Source organism: Flavobacterium faecale (assembly GCF_003076455.1).
GTDB classification, from domain to species: Bacteria; Bacteroidota; Bacteroidia; order Flavobacteriales; family Flavobacteriaceae; genus Flavobacterium; species Flavobacterium faecale.
On record NZ_CP020918.1, the window covers coordinates 479563 to 498814 of the forward strand.

The 19252-nt window shown below is 34.8% G+C and carries 20 protein-coding genes; 8 read left to right on the forward strand and 12 right to left on the reverse strand.

Annotated elements, in window-relative coordinates; translation table 11 throughout:
• Positions 1-13: 13 nt before the first annotated feature.
• The gene (locus tag FFWV33_RS02195; RefSeq protein ID WP_108739384.1) at positions 14-829 is read right to left on the reverse strand and encodes an AraC family transcriptional regulator; all 816 of its coding nucleotides are present in this window, start codon (positions 827-829) and stop codon (positions 14-16) included.
• A gap of 176 nt (positions 830-1005) precedes the next feature.
• Here FFWV33_RS02195 and FFWV33_RS02200 point away from each other — a divergent pair, with 176 nt between their 5' ends.
• Entirely contained in the window at positions 1006-2154 is a 1149-nt protein-coding gene (locus tag FFWV33_RS02200; RefSeq protein WP_108739385.1) for a sensor histidine kinase, read from the forward strand.
• Here FFWV33_RS02200 and FFWV33_RS02205 read toward each other — a convergent pair.
• The 3 genes from FFWV33_RS02205 to greA are packed head-to-tail and all read right to left on the reverse strand — an operon-like array spanning position 2151 to position 4248.
• A complete protein-coding gene (locus FFWV33_RS02205; protein ID WP_159085960.1) occupies positions 2151-3323 on the reverse strand; it encodes a transglutaminase domain-containing protein in 1173 nt (390 codons plus the stop codon). The two genes, FFWV33_RS02200 and FFWV33_RS02205, sit on opposite strands and share 4 nt — an antisense overlap.
• Before the next feature lie 7 nt (positions 3324-3330).
• Positions 3331-3720: an HIT family protein gene (locus tag FFWV33_RS02210; RefSeq protein ID WP_108739387.1), complete on the reverse strand. Its 390-nt coding sequence runs from the start codon at positions 3718-3720 to the stop codon at positions 3331-3333.
• Between the two features lie 51 nt (positions 3721-3771).
• Entirely contained in the window at positions 3772-4248 is a 477-nt protein-coding gene (gene greA / locus FFWV33_RS02215; protein ID WP_108739388.1) for a transcription elongation factor GreA, read from the reverse strand.
• Positions 4249-4636: 388 nt separating this feature from the next.
• On the opposite strand from greA, the gene FFWV33_RS02220 reads away from it, so the two are divergent.
• The gene (locus tag FFWV33_RS02220) at positions 4637-5050 is read left to right on the forward strand and encodes a Rieske (2Fe-2S) protein (protein WP_108739389.1); all 414 of its coding nucleotides are present in this window, start codon (positions 4637-4639) and stop codon (positions 5048-5050) included.
• A 73-nt stretch (positions 5051-5123) separates the two neighbouring features.
• Here the strand turns inward: FFWV33_RS02220 and FFWV33_RS02225 are convergent, their stop codons facing one another.
• The 6 genes from FFWV33_RS02225 to FFWV33_RS02250 form a co-directional block, all read right to left on the reverse strand.
• Positions 5124-5843 carry a porin family protein gene (locus FFWV33_RS02225; RefSeq protein WP_108739390.1) on the reverse strand — a complete coding sequence of 240 codons (720 nt, stop codon included), beginning with the start codon at positions 5841-5843 and terminating at the stop codon, positions 5124-5126.
• A gap of 296 nt (positions 5844-6139) precedes the next feature.
• Positions 6140-8347, reverse strand: a complete 2208-nt coding sequence (locus tag FFWV33_RS02230) for a TonB-dependent receptor (protein WP_108739391.1) — start codon at positions 8345-8347, stop codon at positions 6140-6142.
• 278 nt (positions 8348-8625) lie between these two features.
• The gene (arfB, locus tag FFWV33_RS02235; protein WP_108739392.1) at positions 8626-9027 is read right to left on the reverse strand and encodes an alternative ribosome rescue aminoacyl-tRNA hydrolase ArfB; all 402 of its coding nucleotides are present in this window, start codon (positions 9025-9027) and stop codon (positions 8626-8628) included.
• A gap of 3 nt (positions 9028-9030) precedes the next feature.
• A complete protein-coding gene (locus FFWV33_RS02240; protein ID WP_108739393.1) occupies positions 9031-10611 on the reverse strand; it encodes a DUF4301 family protein in 1581 nt (526 codons plus the stop codon).
• A 96-nt stretch (positions 10612-10707) separates the two neighbouring features.
• On the reverse strand, positions 10708-11316 hold the full coding sequence (pnuC, locus tag FFWV33_RS02245; RefSeq protein ID WP_108739394.1) for a nicotinamide riboside transporter PnuC: 609 nt from the start codon (positions 11314-11316) through the stop codon (positions 10708-10710).
• Complete coding sequence (locus tag FFWV33_RS02250) at positions 11316-12170, reverse strand: phosphoglycerol geranylgeranyltransferase (RefSeq protein WP_342748667.1); 855 nt, start codon at positions 12168-12170, stop codon at positions 11316-11318. Before FFWV33_RS02250 ends, pnuC begins: the two co-directional genes overlap by 1 nt.
• Before the next feature lie 70 nt (positions 12171-12240).
• On the opposite strand from FFWV33_RS02250, the gene FFWV33_RS02255 reads away from it, so the two are divergent.
• Complete coding sequence (locus tag FFWV33_RS02255) at positions 12241-12633, forward strand: group III truncated hemoglobin (protein WP_425433142.1); 393 nt, start codon at positions 12241-12243, stop codon at positions 12631-12633.
• A 152-nt stretch (positions 12634-12785) separates the two neighbouring features.
• On the opposite strand, the gene FFWV33_RS19415 is transcribed toward FFWV33_RS02255, so the two are convergent.
• Positions 12786-13064 (reverse strand): hypothetical protein, encoded by a 279-nt coding sequence (locus FFWV33_RS19415; protein WP_108739395.1) that lies wholly within the window; start codon positions 13062-13064, stop codon positions 12786-12788.
• A gap of 320 nt (positions 13065-13384) precedes the next feature.
• Positions 13385-14020, reverse strand: coding sequence for a 4'-phosphopantetheinyl transferase family protein (locus tag FFWV33_RS02265; protein ID WP_108739396.1), 636 nt, complete (start codon positions 14018-14020; stop codon positions 13385-13387).
• 252 nt (positions 14021-14272) lie between these two features.
• On the opposite strand from FFWV33_RS02265, the gene ahcY reads away from it, so the two are divergent.
• From ahcY to FFWV33_RS02290, 5 genes are all read left to right on the forward strand, one after another.
• Positions 14273-15589, forward strand: coding sequence for an adenosylhomocysteinase (gene ahcY / locus FFWV33_RS02270; RefSeq protein ID WP_108739397.1), 1317 nt, complete (start codon positions 14273-14275; stop codon positions 15587-15589).
• A gap of 477 nt (positions 15590-16066) precedes the next feature.
• A complete protein-coding gene (locus FFWV33_RS02275) occupies positions 16067-17188 on the forward strand; it encodes a DUF4861 family protein (protein WP_159085961.1) in 1122 nt (373 codons plus the stop codon).
• Between the two features lie 183 nt (positions 17189-17371).
• Positions 17372-17914: a hypothetical protein gene (locus tag FFWV33_RS02280; protein WP_108739399.1), complete on the forward strand. Its 543-nt coding sequence runs from the start codon at positions 17372-17374 to the stop codon at positions 17912-17914.
• Between the two features lie 187 nt (positions 17915-18101).
• Positions 18102-18476, forward strand: coding sequence for an RrF2 family transcriptional regulator (locus FFWV33_RS02285; protein ID WP_108739400.1), 375 nt, complete (start codon positions 18102-18104; stop codon positions 18474-18476).
• 60 nt (positions 18477-18536) lie between these two features.
• Positions 18537-19169: an NAD(P)-dependent oxidoreductase gene (locus FFWV33_RS02290; RefSeq protein ID WP_108739401.1), complete on the forward strand. Its 633-nt coding sequence runs from the start codon at positions 18537-18539 to the stop codon at positions 19167-19169.
• Positions 19170-19252 lie beyond the last annotated feature (83 nt).

Sequence of the window (19252 nt, forward strand, 5' to 3'; positions counted from 1 at the left end):
AAAAAAACAAATTCTACACCAAAATCCCATTTTGTTTGAAGGTCAAAGGTGTAATTGCTGTATGTCTTTTAAAATATTTAACAAAATGTGAAACATCTTTAAAATCCAAGCTATACCCAATCTCAGATATGGTTCTATCCGTGTATAGCAATTGTCTTTTGGATTCTTGTATAATGTGCGTAGTAATTACTTGCGAGGCAGTTTTAGAAAAACTTTTTTTGCATATAGCATTCAATTGGGCCACATTTATACTCATCAAATCAGCATAAAAAGCCACGTCATTTCGTAACTCTTGCAATAACAACTCTTCAAAATGCACGGCTTTGTCTATCTCTACCATACACTCTACCCGATTGGAGTAGCCAATAATTTTTCCTAGTAAAGCTTTGAGACTTCCTTCAACAACTTCCTTTTGTATCGAATGTTGTTTCATTTCGAGACACAAAACCTCAAATAATTTATCGATCGATTCATCGGGTTGCACCTTAATTACCTGTTCTTTATTTAAGCGATACAACTGCTGATTTATATGTTTGTCTATTGTTTTTTCTAGAAAACCATCTTTTACGATGATCACAAATCCTTCGGGTACCGTATCAATTTCCCAGTGATGAACTTCATTATTACTTATACCAAAAACAATTGGAGGTTCGATTTTATAGGCGACAGAGTCAACATAATGAAAACCACTACCCGCTTTAAAATAGACCAATTCAATGTACTTATTATGACGATGTGGTTTGGTATATCTTTTATTCACATCAAAAGGCTCAATTTTTATATCGGTAACATTTGGAATTTTAGTGTAAACAGCGATGGCTTCTTTCATTATTTTGATTTTGATCTAACGGATCAGTGTTAGTAAACTATTTTTATTTGGTTTCGAAACAAAAATACAGCTCCGAATCATTTTAGACCTCATAAAACCTAAAAGGTTTAAAGCATTAACTACAAAACACGCTCCCAACGTATATTTTACTATATTTATAATCTTAAATTTCAAGTATGCAGTTTTCTGACAAAAGAAACACAACACGCTGGGTTATCATTTTTATCTCTTTTTTGATTGTATCCTTAATACTTTGGAACACCTATACATTTTTTCAAACTTTCAAGAATGAAGAACGTATAAAAATGAATTTGTGGGCCAATGCACAAAAAACGCTCATAAACGCTGACGAAAATACCGACGTTACTTTACCGCTCGAAATTTTGAGCAACAACGCTTCTATTCCAATCATCCTAACAGAGCAAAATAAAATAATCAACACCGTCAACGTAGACGAAAACTTGGGATTAAATAGTAAAGCAACCCATAGAATCCTAGACCGACTGAAAACTGAAAATGAACCCATTGTAATTGAATACGTTCCTGGGCAATTTCAAAAATTATATTATGGTAATTCTGCTCTACTAAACAATCTGAAATATTATCCCATCGCCTTGCTACTCATCATCTTTTTGTTTGGCTTGCTCGTGTACAATTTTTACAAAAGCACCAAAGCGGCTTCTCAAAATAAACTTTGGGCAGGAATGGCAAAAGAAACGGCGCATCAAATTGGTACACCGCTTTCTTCTTTAATTGGTTGGGTCGAAATCCTCAAAGCCGATGAGGTCGATGAATCCATTACTATGGAAATTGAAAAAGACATTGCGCGACTGCAAACCATCACAGAACGTTTCTCAAAAGTAGGATCGGTGCCTACGCTCGAAAACAAAAATATTATTGAAGAAACTTTTGAGGCTTATAACTACCTGCAATCTCGTTTTTCTAAGCAAATTGAATTTCATTTTGAAGCACCAGAGACCGCCGTTTTTCTTCCTATAAACCAAACCTTGCACAGTTGGACAATTGAAAACTTGGTGAAAAATGCTATCGATGCCATGAAAGGACGAGGAAAACTAAGCCTGCAAATCGAACTCGAAAAAGGATATTTGAGTATAAAAATTACCGATTCTGGAACTGGAATTCAGAAAAATCAATTCAAAACCATTTTTGAACCTGGATTTACTACCAAAAAAAGAGGATGGGGATTGGGATTGTCTCTCACTAAAAGAATTGTAGAAGAGTACCATAAGGGAAAAATAAAAGTATTAAAATCAGAACTTGGCGTGGGAACTACGATTCAGATTTTATTTAAAACTACGGTTTAACGCATCGGAACACCAAAAAAGGCCCCTTTTGAAAACATTAATTTACGACCTATTTTGGAGCGTTTCAAATACTCTTGAACAAATTCATTTTGCTCTTCACTAGAACGTACCGCTTCGTTAATTTGGCTTTTAAGGGCTGTCAATACTGCTTTATTTTCCTCACCCACGTCGCCTACACGATACACATCTTCTAGACATTGCGACAACTTTTCTTGGGGTTCACGGCCCTTTATCGCTAAGTCTTCGTCAGATATTGATGGAGAAAATCTTTTATTTCGATAAAAAATCAAATCATTCAGCAAAACAATTGCTTGATTGTAATTGGCCGCCACCATATTCATTTTTTCGACTCCGGTGTTTTTTCGTGCAGCACTTTTATTTTTCTTCATCACCTCCAAATAGGTTGTAATTACCGGCAACTTATACCCATTGCTTTCAATACGGTCGACCGTTTCAGAAAAGCGATCGAAAAAAGACAAGGATTGGTATCGAATGATTTCTTGCTCGAAATTAAAATTGATCTTTGCCACAGCGCTACCTGCTTTACCCGAGATAAAAAAATCAAAAGTCACTGGACTACTCAAAAACTGCCACAAATAATCAAACGGAAGATGTGTGAGCGCCATCTTTGATGGTGGAACTTTGTAGTACGCATTGTTTAATCGTTTACTAAATTTTCCGTTTAGAATACCACCAGCACCAAAAGTAGGATCCACAAAGTACCAATTTCCGTCCAATTGGACTGCACACCAAGCATGTGCAAGCGGACTCACTTTTCCGCCTTGCTTCACAAACCCTTCAATGATATAATTTTTCAGATTCAGATCCGTCGTAATAGCACTAAAAACTTCTGCGTAATGGATGCAAACTCCTTTGTGTGTTTTTAAAGTATTGGCAATTTTATATGCCGGAGGCTGCTCACTATTATCGATCATCATGTTTTTTACATCATAATCAATGTTGGTTGCAGTCCAATAAAAAACGGCTCGAAGTTTATCTTCGTCCGTTTTAAAATTTGCGTTAATATAGGTGGCTATCTTTGCCGTTGTAGTTGTAAAATCAACTGGAATCGCAGCCATCTTTTTATCGACTACATCATATTTCGGATTGATTTGACCCAAACCTACAAACGATATCAGCAGACAAACAAAGGCTACAAAACTTCTCATAAACACCTTATAGATTGGAGTTGATTGCTGCCGCTAGATTTTCAAAACCTTCTTTGGTCATTTTTACTTTCGATACAAATCGCATATCGTCCATCTCGTTAATAGGCACAAGATGTACGTGTGCGTGCGGCACTTCAAGACCAATTACCGACATCCCCACTCTATTGCAGGAAACGGTTTTACCAATAGCCAAGGCTACTTTTCTCGAAAACTGCATCAAACCAAGATATTGCTCTTCGTCTAAGTCAAAAATCTTGTCCACTTCTACCTTCGGGATACAAAGAGTATGCCCTTCGGTATTAGGGTTTACATCTAAAAAAGCTAAAAAATTATCGTCTTCAGCAACTTTATAACATGGAATTTCTCCTTTTATAATCTTAGAAAATATAGAACTCATCTTTTTAAATTTTACGATTTCAATGCAACAACTTATTCTTTATGCTTTCAATTATTCTCTTGAAATTTCAATGATCTCAAATTTCAATGTTCCGTTTGGCACAGTGATTTCTGCAATATCACCCACAGATTTCCCTAGCAAACCTTTACCAATTGGTGAGGTCACAGAGATTTTTCCTGTTTTCAAATCGGCTTCACTTTCTGCTACCAATGTGTAATTCATTTCCATTCCGTTTAATTGGTTTTTGATTTTTACTTTCGATAAAACCAAAACCTTTGAAAGGTCTAGATTAGATTCGTCAATCAAACGAGCATTAGAATGTACTTCTTCTAGTTTTGAAATACGCATTTCTAGCATTCCTTGTGCTTCTTTGGCGGCGTCATATTCTGCATTTTCAGATAAATCACCTTTATCTCTTGCTTCTGCAATATCAGCAGATGCCTTAGGGCGCATCACCGATTTTAAGTAATCTAACTCTTCTCTTAATTTTTTTAATCCTTCAGCTGTATAATAAGATATTGCGCTCATAATTGTGTAGTTTATATAAATAGAAAAAATCCCATCAGGACGGGATTTCTTTCCACAAAGATAGTATTATTTTTCTTAGTCAAAAATTATAGTGATTCAATATTCTATTTAGTACAATCGATCCTAGCTTTTTTTTATCGAAATACGCATTTCGGGCAATAATCAAAATTATTTTATTCGAAAAACAGCATACAAATTATAGTAAACAGATCAAAATCAAACTTAAATACTATAAATTTGTTCCCAGCATTCGATTTACATCACTCCAATTAGCCCATAAAAAGGCAGTTTTACTATAGTAAGCTCAAAGTTTTTTTTCGAAAAAAAGCAGCGGCATCGCAATGTTATTCACCATTTGGAGTTACTATTAAAGATTAAAAACACAATCATGAAAAAAGCACTCTTCTTAGTCTTCACATTGGCCTTCTTGAGCAGTTGCTCGACCAATGGAGTCAACAATAACAATCCATTTATCCCAAATTACAGTATTAATTTGACGATAAACACCGATTTACCCGCATACAGTAATTTAAAATTTGTAAGCAACTCTATTTACTATGCTGGAGTTGGCGCAAAGGGTATTTACATTTTTAATACCGGAAGCGGTTATAATGCATTTGATGCTGCCTGTCCTAATCAAGCTATTAGTGCTTGTTCAACTATGACTGTTAATGGTATTAATTTGGTTTGTCCTTGTGACAGCGAAGAATATAGTTTATTTACAGGACTTAGCACCTTAAAATATCCCCTCAAACAATACCGAGTTGAAGTAAATGGAAACTCGATACGCGTTTACAACTAACATACAAAAGGCTTTCTCACCACTAGTGAAAAAGCCTTTTTTTATTCGAGCAATCTTGAACTTATTAGATTATTTAAAAGCTATATCCAAGAGAAGCACTATAAATGCCATTTTTCTCTGTTGTACCACTATTACTTCTTAGATTGGTTATACCTAAATCATAACGCAGACCTAGGTTAATATTTTTCGTAAAATAAAGAGTAGAACCGATAAGCGCTCCAAATTGAATGCGGTCAAATTCTTTTATAGCCACTTCATCCAAAGGCGTACTGCTTAGAGAAACCGATGGATTTACATTTCCTCCAGTTGGCGTGATCGTTACATTTTCTTGAACTAATCGTTTGGCGTCTAACAAATAGCCTGCTTGCACCCCAGCGTCAATACTCCACCACTTTACGGGATAAATTTTTGCTAACATGGGTACATTAATATAAGCCGTTTTATAATTTTCACTCACAGATTGCTGGATGGCATCGGTCGGGTTTAATGTAACGTTAGCATTAGAAATTAAATCGGTTGGCGAAGCAGGGTTTATGCTACTTTCTTCTGTTGTGTCATACTTGTTTTTTGCATACAACAACTCAAATTGTAAATGAAAACGTTTTGATAGACTAATATCCATATAAGTTCCTGCCATGTAACCCACCTTAACCTCATCTTCAAATTGGTTGATGGATGTATTTCTAATAATCGAGTTGACATTTAATCCTAATTTAGAACCAAATTTCACACTTTGTGCATTTCCTACTAATCCTGACAATGCGATAATTGCTATTACGATACCTTTTTTCATGATTTTAAATTTTAATGTTTGAACTATTTTAGTTTATATAGTTAGATACAAGGACCATTAAAATTGTTACCCCTATTTTTAAATAAAAATTAAAATAATATAAATTTCAACAAAAGCACAACAATATTAAAGCAACAATCGGCACTATAAACAGCTATAAATCAACAATTAAAGTTGAAAAAACAGAATCTTATTATCAATTATAAAAATTTAAAAATATCAGGATCAAAAAGTTAATTATACAAAAAAGCCTGAAAGTATAAACTTTCAGGCTTTTTTTGATGTTGCAAAAAGCACTAGAACTTCAAAGTCATTCCGACTAAGAAATTTCTACGCGCTTGCGGATAATAGCCTGTACCTTCGATAGTTTTGATCGCAGGAGGATTAGAGTAATCATCATCATAGGTATAAAAGTAACCGTTGGAGATGTATTTTCTATTCATAAAATTATTCACCAAAGCAGAAAAAACAATTGATTTGAAAACCGAATTTGGTTTCACTTCATAACTTACATTTAGATCATTGATAAAATACGATTTAAGTTTTGAAGCCTCAGAATCGATATTTCCCATATATTGTTTCCCAACATATTTAGACAAAACCGAAACTTGTAGATTTTTGACTGGTAAAAAAGTAATTATATTTCCGGCAATAAGATCAGGAGAATAAGCAATATTTGTATTTCCTAACGAAGTCAAAACACCATCTCTTGTAAAATAGAAATCTTTGTTTTTATTAGCGCTTAGTGTCACGTTGGGTTTGATAAACAAATTATCCAAAATAGTAATGGTCATGTCTAATTCTAAACCTAATCGGTAACTATCACCACTGTTTTTACGGATTGGCGCTCCTACATCATCTAATTCTCCAGTCAAAATCAATTGATCTTTGTATGCCATATAATACATATTGGCATTCAATTTAAAATTAGCATCATTGTGACGTAGTCCTAATTCAAAGTCATTTAACTTCTCAGGTCTTGGGCTACCATTTTCATAATCGGTTCTGTTCGGCTCACGATTGGCTCTCGCATAAGAGAAGTACAAGACATTTTTCTTATCTACTTCATAATTTAAACCTGCTTTTGGATTGAAGAAATTAAAATTGTCATTTACAATTCCCGTTTCGTCACCATTTGCTTTGTAGTGCACATTACGTATTTGCAGATCACCATACAAACTCAATTTTTCTGCTACTTGATAATTTGCTTTTGCAAAAAAGTTAGCATCTGTTTTTACGGCATCGTCTTGGTAGTAGCGATCACCCAACTCAGAACTTGATGCGTATCGCGCCCAAATAACTTTACCAAAATGTGTCCCTTCATATTTATTGTAACCACCTCCAAGGATAAGGTCTAAACCTTCATTTTTGTAATTGGCAGAGAAAGTTGTTCCATAAAAATCATTGTCCAACCACTTTTGACGTACCAAATCGGTTCTATTGATGGTTGTTCCTCCAATAACAATTGGTGTTAAATTATAACTCGAAAACTTTGCATCTTGTTTGTAGTTCTCATAATATCCTTTTCCTTTGGTATAGAAAACAGCTAAGTTGGTATTCCAATGATCAGAAACTTTTTCATTCCAATGCAATTGTGAATGGTCTTGCTGGTAATTATCGGTTTCATTGTCATAAAATCTCGTAACGCCATTTTGGTCCACATACATACCAGCCGTATTAAAGGTGCGATTATCACGAAGTACATCTAGATCTTCTAGTCCGTTCCAAGACTGATAGGTTTTTTCTTTCCCTCCAAAGACAAGCGCTTTAATCAAAGTTGTTTTCCCCACATAAGTACCTTGCAAGAAATAAGATTTCAAATCAGAGCTTGCACGGTCAACATAGCCATCAGATTTTAAAACGGACATACGCCCAGCCAACTCAAAATGATCGTTTAATAGTCCCGAACTAAATTTTACCGTATGCTTGTGTGTATTGAAACTCCCGATTGAATTGGAAACTTCGCCATTGCTAGCCTTAGCATAATTATCAGTCAACATATTTAAACTTGCACCAAAAGCACCCGCACCATTTGTAGAGGTTCCTACTCCACGTTGCAATTGCAAACTTTGAAGCGAAGAAGCAAAATCGGGCATGTTTACCCAATACGTTCCATGACTCTCGGAGTCATTGTAAGGTATACCGTTTATGGTCACATTGACACGCGTAGCATCACTACCACGCACACGTATACCAGTGTAACCGACACCGTTACCCGCATCTGTAGTGGTCACAACCGATGGCATAAAATTCATCAAAATCGGAATATCTTGACCTAAGTTGCGAGGAGCGATTTCTTTTTTGTCTAAATTGCTAAAGCTTACCGGTGTTTTTTGGTCAACACGAATAGCCGAGATTAAGACTTCGTCCAACTTATTGAGGTTGGTGGTATCTTTCACTTGAGAAAAAGATACAATAGAGAATAAAGAAAAGAAAATAGAAAATAATAGCGGCATCATTTGTGCCTTTGTGCCTTTTTGGCAAAAAATAAACGTTGTTTTCATTCGTAAAAGTTCACGAATAAAAGGGGCAATTATTCAATTGTTAATTGATTTTTTATTCAAGCACGCACTACAACATCAACATAATTTGTTGTTGTTTTTTCCCTTGACAACATTACTCGTCCAGGTTCGTTGGGTATAATCTCAGCCAATTTATAATTTTCATTACATCTTAAGCACCCCTTTGAGACACTGCAAAGGTAAATAAAGATTTAGTTGAAAAACTACTCTATCACAATATTTCCTTAAATAAAATCGATATAAAACAGAAAACCAGAGCGTTAATGCTCTGGCGTTCTTCTAGTCTTCTTAATTTCCGATGTGTTTTTCTTATTTTTTATTCGCTTTCGAATAGCCGATTTTGGTATTCTGGTAGGCTTTCGAAGCTTAGGAACAATCAGGCCTTGCTCAATAATTTTCAAAAAGCGCTTGATTACAAGGCTTTTGTTTTTTATTTGTGAGCGGTCTTCATCACATTGCAAAAGCAAAATACCTTCAGTCGTTAATCGTGATTGTAATTTGGTTTCTAGCAGTGCTATTTCTTCCTCAGTAAGTGCTTGTGATTGTTTTAGATCGAAAGATAAAATCACTTTTGACGAAACTTTGTTCACATTTTGACCACCTGCACCACTACTTCGTACAGCTTTGAATTGTAATTCCCCTACTATTTTTTGTACGTCCATCGCTTACGATCTTTGATGCGCTTCTTTCAACAAGTCATTAACGGTTTTCACCGGATTAAAAGTGATAAGCGGCACTTGTACAAATATCGTCAACCATTCGGCCATAGCACCATTCCATAAACCTGGTAATTCATAGGCTTTGATTGGTATTCCCCCAACATTTTTTTCGACCACAAAACCACTATTATGATCCACAAACTGGTTCAAATCAAATTTCTCTCCTTTGTAATTTTTGATTACACAAACCAAATCTACAGGGTTAAAGTGAGTTGCTTCTTGAAGAATACTCGATTGTTTGCGGCTTCCGAGATCCACTTGCGTAGACTCGACGATTTGCAATGAGATTTCGTTTTTTTCATTTCGAACCCAAAATGGTCCTCCACCTGGTTCACCTTCATTCTTTACCATTCCGCATACGCGTATCGGTCTATCCAAAGCTTTTTTAATTGACTTCAATTGACTTTTAAAAGTAAAATCATAAAAATTAGCTTCCATATCACGGTTTAGCTTCTCTTTAAAAAATGCTACAACTTCTGGAATCTGATCTTCGGTTAGTTCATCATTTTCAATTTGATTTAAATAACCAAAAACGCCTTGCTGCACATCCAGTAAAATTCCGGCTAGTGCTTTTTTATACAAAGCAACATTTTCATTATTATGAAGAATTACGTTGTCGATATTTTTAATAAAAACCATGTCAGCATCAAATTGATTTAAATTATCAATCAAAGCTCCGTGTCCACCTGGTCTAAAGACAATTTGACCATCTTTATCTCTAAAAGGTTCATCATGCATATCGACAGCAATAGTATCTGTGCCTTTATTTTGGAATGAATACGTTACATCTACAGACGTCTGTGTTTCTCTTTCAACTAAATGCTTTACGGTATTGATTATCCCTTCAAACGAGGACTTATGATCTTCAGAAACTGTAAAATGTAGATTTGAAAATCCATTTACACTCGAATAATACCCACATTCGTACAAATGCTCTTCAATAGGAGTTGCAATATTATTTAGATACACATGAAAAGGTAAAATCCCTTTTGGCTTATTTGCATAATCAAAATAGTCTGGAGACATTAACATTTTGATGAAGTAATAATTCTTTTTATCACGACTCAAGCTATCAAAATCAGTATACACTTCTTTTAATTTAGCATAGACTTCATCAAAAAACGGAAACTTATCCATCCCCACAATAAAAATAGCAATATCGTAGGCCATATAGCGATTGACATAAGCGTTGATCGAATCTTTTTCGACATCAAACTTATTCAAAAATGTATTTAAGAATTTAAACATTCTAGTAGCTGCACCAGATGCCGGTACAAACTTTAGCAATTTAAGATTGGTTTTGTTTGCATCAAAAAACAACGCATGGTTTTCAAAATCAGCATCAGATAAATCAATGATACCTTTACCTAATCTAGCAGGCTCAACAAGGTTCATCTTAGCAATACCATGTTTAAAAAAATCAAGTTGTTTTTCAATGTTTTCTAACGAGATTCCGCGTGCTTCAAGCTGTTTACCATCTGCTTCTGAAAAACCCAAATCTGCTAATTCTATCTTACTATCTTCCATCCTACTTTTATCTTTACTAATTTTATATATGAAATCTCTTTCCTAAATAATTATCCAAATTTAACATTTTATTGTACTACATTCAAAATGACCGCCCTACTTTTTCAGGATTTTTTTCCATTCGAGGTAGGCAACTACCGCCAAAGCTGTAAAAATCACATATTGTAACGACAACATTCCCAAGCCTCTATAGGCATATATAGGCGCCGCAATAGCATCACCTATGATCCATAAAGTCCAATTTTCTATCTTTTTATTCGCCATAAACCACATTCCAGTAAAAAACAAGCCCGAGGTAAAAATGTCGATATAATTGTCCCAATGAATTTTATATTCAAAAATCACGTAAACGGCGTACACTACAGCAATTGTTAAGCCAAAAAGAAGGAATCCTATTATTTTTTCTTTTTGATTTGTTCTAGAAATGGGCAAAACAGCTCCTTCATCACCTTTTACACTCCATTTGTACCAACCATAAATACTCATTATTGTGAAGTAGCCATTGATCAACATATCGCCCAAATATCCGGCAATAAACAAGAGGTACATGGTTATCATTGTGGCAATTAAGCCGATTGGATAGACCAAAATATTCTCTTTTCTAGCAAGAAGCACACTCCATATTCCGCAAACAAATGCAATAAATTCTAAGACAATTTGATACAGCGGAGTATCTTGATATGCGTTCAAAAAAAATTCTACCATTATAAGGTCTTTATATTTAGCTCGTTTTGAAAATGTTCAAAAAAGCGATAATCATTTTCGAATGCCGTACCAATCACTACCAAATCGGCTCCGGCGGCATACATTTCGTTTATTTCATTTGCAGATGTAATTCCGCCACCTACAATCACCGGAATATCGACATTTGTCACAACATTTTTTACTAGACTTGTAGGAACAGCACATTTTGCACCACTTCCAGCCTCAAGATACACCATTTTACTGCCCATCATCTCACTAGCCATTGCAGTAGCAACCACAAGCTCGTGTTGCTCACGCGCTATTGGCTTGGTTTGGCTTACACGCTCTACAGCAGTTTGACCACCACTTTCGATTAAAATATATGCTGTTGGAATAATCTCTAAACCTGAGGATTTTAAAATTGGTGCGGATTTGACTTGATGACCAATCAAAAAATCAGGATTGCGCCCAGAAACTAAAGACAAGAACAAAATGCCATCTGCTTTTTTTGAAATTTGAGACGGATCACCTGGAAACAATAGTATTGGCAACTGTATTTGTGCTTTGAGTCGAAGAATTAACTCATCAATACGCGATGAAAAAACCAAACTACCACCTATAAATACATGGGTAGCTGGCGAATTATTAATTTGATCAACGAGTGTATCAAATTGTGACCAATCGATCTTATCAGGATCCAACAATATGGCTAACAATTTAGTTTTAGTACTTTTGTGGTCTACAATATTTTGATATATCTCTTTGTATTTTTGCATCGCGACGTAAAAGTAATCGTTTTTTCTAAAATTTTGATTCAAAACCAATTGATTATTAGGTGAAATAACTACTTTACGGCTGATAAATATCAGTGTCACTTAATATTAAACGCATAATTTTGTACAAAGAAGCCTTTACGACTTTCTAAAAAAGAAAAACTACACACTAATGAATTCCATTCGAAAAGAAATCACCGACAGAAGCGATATTGCAATTTTAGTAGATGAATTTTATAAAAAAATAAGAGCAGATAAAGAAATTGGCTTTTACTTCAACAACACTATAACCGACTGGGAGGAACACCTGAATAAGCTAACCGACTTTTGGGAAATGAATTTATTTGGCGGAAAAAAATACAAGGGAGATCCACTAAAAGCACATGTAGAAGTGGAACAAAAGTTTCAACACCAGATAGGCCCGAATGAATTTGGTATTTGGCTAAATTATTGGGCACAAACTTTGGATGAATTGTATGAAGGTGAAAATGTCTCCATCTTAAAACGAAGAGCTAGAAAAATGGGAACATTTATCTATATGGAAATGTTTAAAAGTCGTAGTTAGGTTTTGTTAGGTTTTGCGCCTTCATGAAGCGGTTAACTGCGTAACCGAGATTTCACGGTTAAGATAAAATTTCTTGCGAAAGATAAACATAAAATTACCTCATATTTCACCATTTATGCAAATCGCTGTTGGCCATTTGGTTTTCAATTCAATTATTTAAACCTTAATTCTGTTTCCTTTTTTTGGTTTAGTATTTTCTTTCGAAAATAGATTAAAGCAGCTAAAAGCAAAACAGAAAAGACGAATATAATTTTTAAATTTCTTATTGTAATACAAAGATTTTCACCATTAACATTTGAAATACAATCTTGAATATTTTCTGTTTCATATTTTAAACTAACCATAGTATTGATTATTCCATAATGTGAAATTAAAATTCCAAGAACTGAAATTGTAACTAACAAGAAATAAACAAATTTTCGTTTTATCATAAATTTTCAATGTTTTATTCTGTTTTGAATTATTCTCAACACAATGTATAACAAACAAAAATATAGAGTTATTTCAAAATAAAATTTCAAATCATAATTTGATATTCCTTTTATTTCTGGATTTGCAATTCGACTTATTAAAAAGAAAACAACAACTATGGATAAGATTAGCCATGTGTAAATAATTAGTTTTCGGATTATACTTATCAATTTTTCCATTTCTGTTTTTCGGTGCGTTTTTCTAAACTGACGAATAAGGCAGAGATATGCACAAGTTCGCAGTACAAATAAGCTTTACTCCTCAAACTCTTAACTCAAAACTACTTTTTCTCGAAAGCATACACTAAGCCAAAATTCTCTACGGCTTCATAATACACGTCAAATTGTTTCTGAACAGCTCCAAAATTAAGGTTAGCTGTCGTTTTATTTCGATCTAATTCAAATGGCAGCACTGAAATATGCTCTTTGAAACTGATTCCTTTTTCATTTTGAATTTTAAAAATAGCTTCTTTCGTTCCCCAAATCACGGTTAACTTTTGAATATATTCTTCTAAATCATCAATAGTCAGGTACTTTACTTCGGCGGTAATAAATTTATCTGCTATTCGAACAATTTTTTCGCGGTGCAATTCGATATCAATCCCAACCGGGCGATCACTTATAATGATGGCCGAAAACTCATGCGAGTGGGTGATCGAAATAAATTTATCATCAGAAAGGTGTGGTTTCCCAAATTCATCATAATACAAATCTAAATCGTTGAATCCCGCTTCTTGCAGGAGCTTGCGCACACTCAAAAATCCTCGTTGGTGCAGCTCCGATTTCATTCCGTTCAGGCGCTCACGATTTTTCATGTTTAAAACTACTTCGCTAAAAAGTTGGTGGTAGCTCTCGGTAATTTTCCAAACGAGAATTTGAGTATGTGAATCGAAAAAAAAGTTCTTATATAACGGCATTTTGTTAGTTTTGCAGGGTTTTCTAGCCCCGATAGAAGCGTAAATCCTTGTGGGGGCAGGCTTTATGCCCCCACAAGATTGAAGCACATAGCGGGAAATAGCTCCTGAATTAATATGCAATAAATTTTATATTAGATTGATTTATAAAAACTTAGACCTATCAACAATTCATAAATGTTTGTGAATCCTTTTTAAATCATAACTAATTACGTAAATTTGCGTAAAAATTTATACATTACAAATATACTATAAATGAGTACTACAACTATGCCTTATGTGGCTTTCAAAGTAAAAGATATTTCTCTAGCGGCTTGGGGAAGAAAAGAAATTGAATTAGCAGAAGCTGAAATGCCAGGTTTAATGGCACTTCGTTCTGAATACAAAGACGAACAACCACTTAAAGGAGCTCGTATTGCAGGATGTTTACACATGACTATTCAAACAGCAGTGTTGATCGAAACTTTGATCGCTCTTGGTGCTGAAGTAACTTGGTCATCATGTAACATTTTCTCAACTCAAGATCAAGCTGCTGCTGCAATTGCTGCTGCTGGAATTCAAGTTTATGCTTGGAAAGGTTTGAACGATGTTGATTTTGACTGGTGTATTGAGCAAACATTATTCTTTGGTGAAGACAAAAAACCATTGAACATGATTCTTGATGACGGTGGAGATTTGACAAACATGGTTATTGACAAATACCCAGAATTGGTTGCTGGAATCAAAGGATTATCTGAAGAAACAACTACTGGAGTTCACAGATTATACGAGAGAATGAAAGCTGGAACATTACCAATGCCTGCTATCAATGTAAATGACTCGGTAACTAAATCTAAATTTGATAACAAATATGGTTGTAAAGAATCTGCAGTTGATGCGGTTCGTCGTGCAACTGATATCATGCTTGCTGGTAAAAGAGTAGTAGTATGTGGATATGGTGACGTAGGAAAAGGAACTGCTGCTTCTTTTAGAGGTGCTGGATCTATTGTTACAGTTACTGAAATTGACCCTATTTGTGCGCTACAAGCTGCAATGGACGGTTTTGAAGTTAAAAAATTAGATACTGTTGTTGCAAATGCTGATATCATCATCACAACTACAGGAAATAAAGACATCATTAAAGGAAGTCACTTTGAACAAATGAAAGATAAAACTATCGTTTGTAACATTGGACATTTTGATAACGAAATTGCAGTGGCTTGGTTGAACCAAAACCATGGCGCTTCGAAAATCGAAATCAAACCTCAGGTTGACAAATATACTATCAACGGTAAAGATATCATCCTTTTGGCTGAAGGTCGTTTGGTTAACCTTGGTTGTGCTACAGGTCACCCAAGTTTTGTAATGAGTAACTCATTTACAAACCAAACTTTGGCTCAAATTGAATTATGGAAAAACAGCGCTGCATACCAAAATGAAGTGTACATGTTACCAAAACACCTTGATGAAAAAGTTGCTATGTTACACCTTGCAAAATTAGGTGTTGAACTAGAAACTTTAAGCACTGAACAAGCTGCGTATATTGGTGTTGAAGTTGCTGGTCCATTTAAACCAGAATACTACAGATACTAAATGATTGTAGATTGTTGATTAACGTTTTTGAAATTGATCTTTGAAGTTGATCTTTGAAGTTGATTTTTGACATTGATTTTTGACATTGATTAACGATTAAAGATATAGAAACCCTCACTGTCCCGATAACTATCTGGAGTGAGGGTTTTTTATTTTTTGGGCGTGCCCCTCAGTTTGCGTAGTCGTTCCTCCTCGCAACTTCGGGTCGGGCTATTCGTTACAATCTTTTATTCCGCTATCGCTACATAAAAGGATTTTCACTTCTATCCCTCACGCAAAATTGCATTCCAAAAGAAACATTTATTTTAACATAATTCATTTTAAGATAAATAAATTAGAAAAAAATAGTACCTATCTTTCGATTCCTAAATAATAACCAAAAGCAACAGACCACATTTGAAAGCCATATCTACTTCCACACTGTTAAATTATCTTTTTGCGTTTATCCTATTTACTTCCATTTTTGGATGCAAGGTTTTGGAGAAAAAGAATCAAAAATCTGCTACAATAATCAAAGTCAAAAACCCGATTGCAACTTTAAGAGACAACGAAACTATTTCGATTCCTTACAAACTACTTCAAAAAGAATTTCCTTCCGCCATAATCGCGTTTATACAACTCATAGATAACAAAAGCCACAAAACAATAGTAAGCCAACCCATAGATAATAATGAGGATGGAATTACCGATGCTTTTTTATTTCAAACAGACTTAGAACCGAATGAAACCAAGTATTTTTCGGTTAACCTCTCACAAAACATACCCGATTCCTCTTCGGTATTCGCCAAATTCATAAGCAAACCAGAAGGTTTGGGCGACTTTTGCTGGGAGAATGACTATATCGGCTACCGCATGTATGGACAAGCACGAGCAGACGCACAAGGCACCGGAACCGCAATTGATGTTTGGTGCAAAAAAACAGACCGAAAACTAACAGATGATTGGTACACAGCTGGTCAAAGTTATCACATTGACAAAGGCTACGGAGCAGATCATTATGCATCGGGAAAAAACCAAGGCTGCGGAGGATCGGGAATTTTGCATAAGGATTCTATCTATTATTCAAAGCCCTATTCTTCTTGGAAAATTATAGCCAATGGCCCCGTTAGGCTAGTTTTTGAACTTAAATTTTCGGGTTGGAAAATTGATAACACTTATCTAAGAGAAACCAAACGAATTACACTGGATGCCGGACAGTACTTAAACCGAATCGAGAGCACTTATGAAGTAACCGACAAAAATTTCAGCTTTTCTCACGCTATAGGAATAGCGCAACGATCGGACTCAAAAGTGATTATCGACAAAAAAAATAATCTCTCTGAAAGTTGGGAAAAACTTACTATTCCCGCCGGAAGTGAAAATGGATCACTGGGTTGCGCCTTCATAGCTGACCCGAAAACAAATGTAAAAAACATCACAAGTCGCAACAACCACTTATTTGGCATTATGACCGCCAAATCTGAAAAAAGCATCATATATTACACAGGAGCGGCTTGGAGTGAATTTGGAAACATACAATCTTTCGAAAACTGGAACACCTACATTCAAAACAAGAAAGAATGCATAAACCACCAGTGTACAGTAACGATTCTAAAATAAAATCTAGCTTAAAACCTATTACACTAAAAAGCCAAGTTATTAATTATCATTATATTCCACCCAAAAAATAGGCTACACCATTAACGGGATAGAACTCGCTCCTAACCTACAAACAGCCTAAACAACATTAAAGTTTGGCACAACTTTTGAAAGACATTGGCTAATAATTCAAACACCAATCAAATGAAAAAAATTATCTTAAGTATGGCAGTTGTAGCTTTAATTTTTGCTACCTCTTGTAAAAAAGAAACAGCAGAAGACGTAAAAACTGAAATGGTAACAAAAGGCACTGAAGATGTTGCTGCACTAGAAACAGCTTACAACGAAGCTGTTATAAAACTGGAAGAAGCTAAAAAAAGCGGAGATGCTGAAGCTGAAAAAGTAGCGCAAGAAGCAGTAGACCAAGCAAAAGCATCGTGGGAAGCAGCAGTTAGCAAAACTACAGACATGGCATCTGACCTAAAAGAAGATGTTGAAGAAACAAAAAGCGACCTTCAGGACGCTAAAGAAGACGCAAAAGCTGAAATCAATGAATCAGTTACTGAAGCAAAAGCAGCAATTAATACAGCAAAAACAGACGCCGTTGATAGCGCAACTAAAGCGAAAGCAGATGCAGTAGAAGCTGCCAACAAAGCAAAAGCAGATGCTCAAGCAGCTGCTACAAAAACGAAAGAGGATGCTAAAAAAGGATACAACAATACTCTTGACAAAATGAAAGCTAAATAGTTTCATTTTTGGCTAATCAAAAAACCTTGCTATGCGAACTAATATAGTTCAAACAGCAAGGTTTTTTGATTTTAAAAAACATTAAGAAACTAATCAATTTTAAAAAAATAACAGTACATTTGTACTGTAATAAAATTTAATACAGAATAAAGTGGTTAAGTCAAAATTTTCTATAGCTTTACATATCATGACCATTCTCGCTCACAATAAAGACCAATGGCATACTTCTGCATTTGTTGCTGGGAGTTTAAATATCAATGCAGTATTAGTTAGAAATGAAATTAAAACATTAAAAACTGGCGGACTTATCGAAAGCAAAGAAGGTAAAAATGGAGGTGTTCGTTTGGCTGAAGACGCAAATAAAATTTTACTATCTACAATTTTTAAAATAGCAAAAGGAGACAATCATGTCCTAGGATTTTGCAGTAATGATCCAAATCCCAACTGCCCAATTGGTAGACAAATTCAAACCAAATTAGACAAGATCTTTACTAGTGTTGATGATGCTATCATAGAATCACTAAACGATCAAACATTAGAATCTTTCAAAAATCAATTTTAGCTTTTTTTTAAAGTAAACTGTCATAAAAATAATTACATATAATAATTAAAAACAAAAAAAATGAAAATTTCAATTTTAGGAGCTGGTGGAAACATCGGACAAAGAATCACAAGAGAGGCTGCTTTACGTAAACACGAATTGCATTTAATTACTTCAAAACCAATATCTTTTTTTGGGCTAGAGAATACACCAACTACTACTGTAGATGTTTTTGACACCGAAGCTTTGGCAAATGCCCTGAAAGGTAGTGATCTAGTTATTAGTGCCTACGCACCTCCTTTAGACAATCCTGCTAAACTTTCTGCTGCGAGTGAATCAATTTTGGCAGCTGCCAAAAAAAACGCACAACGTCTAATAGTCGTTGGTGGAGCTGGTAGTTTATTGATTGGAAAAAACGAATTATTAGTAGATTCTCCAAATTTCCCGGAAGCTTACAAAGCCTTTGCAGTAGCACATAAAGATGCCTTACATAACATTTACCGCAAATCAGAAGGAGTAAATTGGACCAATGTATCTCCAGCTGCCTACATTTTTGAAGGTGAAAAAACTGGTCAATTCCGTATAGGACAAGATAATTTAATTACCAATGAAAAAGGAGAAAGCTCTATTTCTATGGAAGATTTTGCTGTAGCAATTCTTGATGAAGTTGACAATAAACAATTTTCTAATCAACGATTTACTGTTGGATACTAACCTAAAAAACAAAAAACCCAAAACAAATATGTTTTGGGTTCTTAAAAGTGCGGATAATAGGAGTACAACTATACATTTTATCA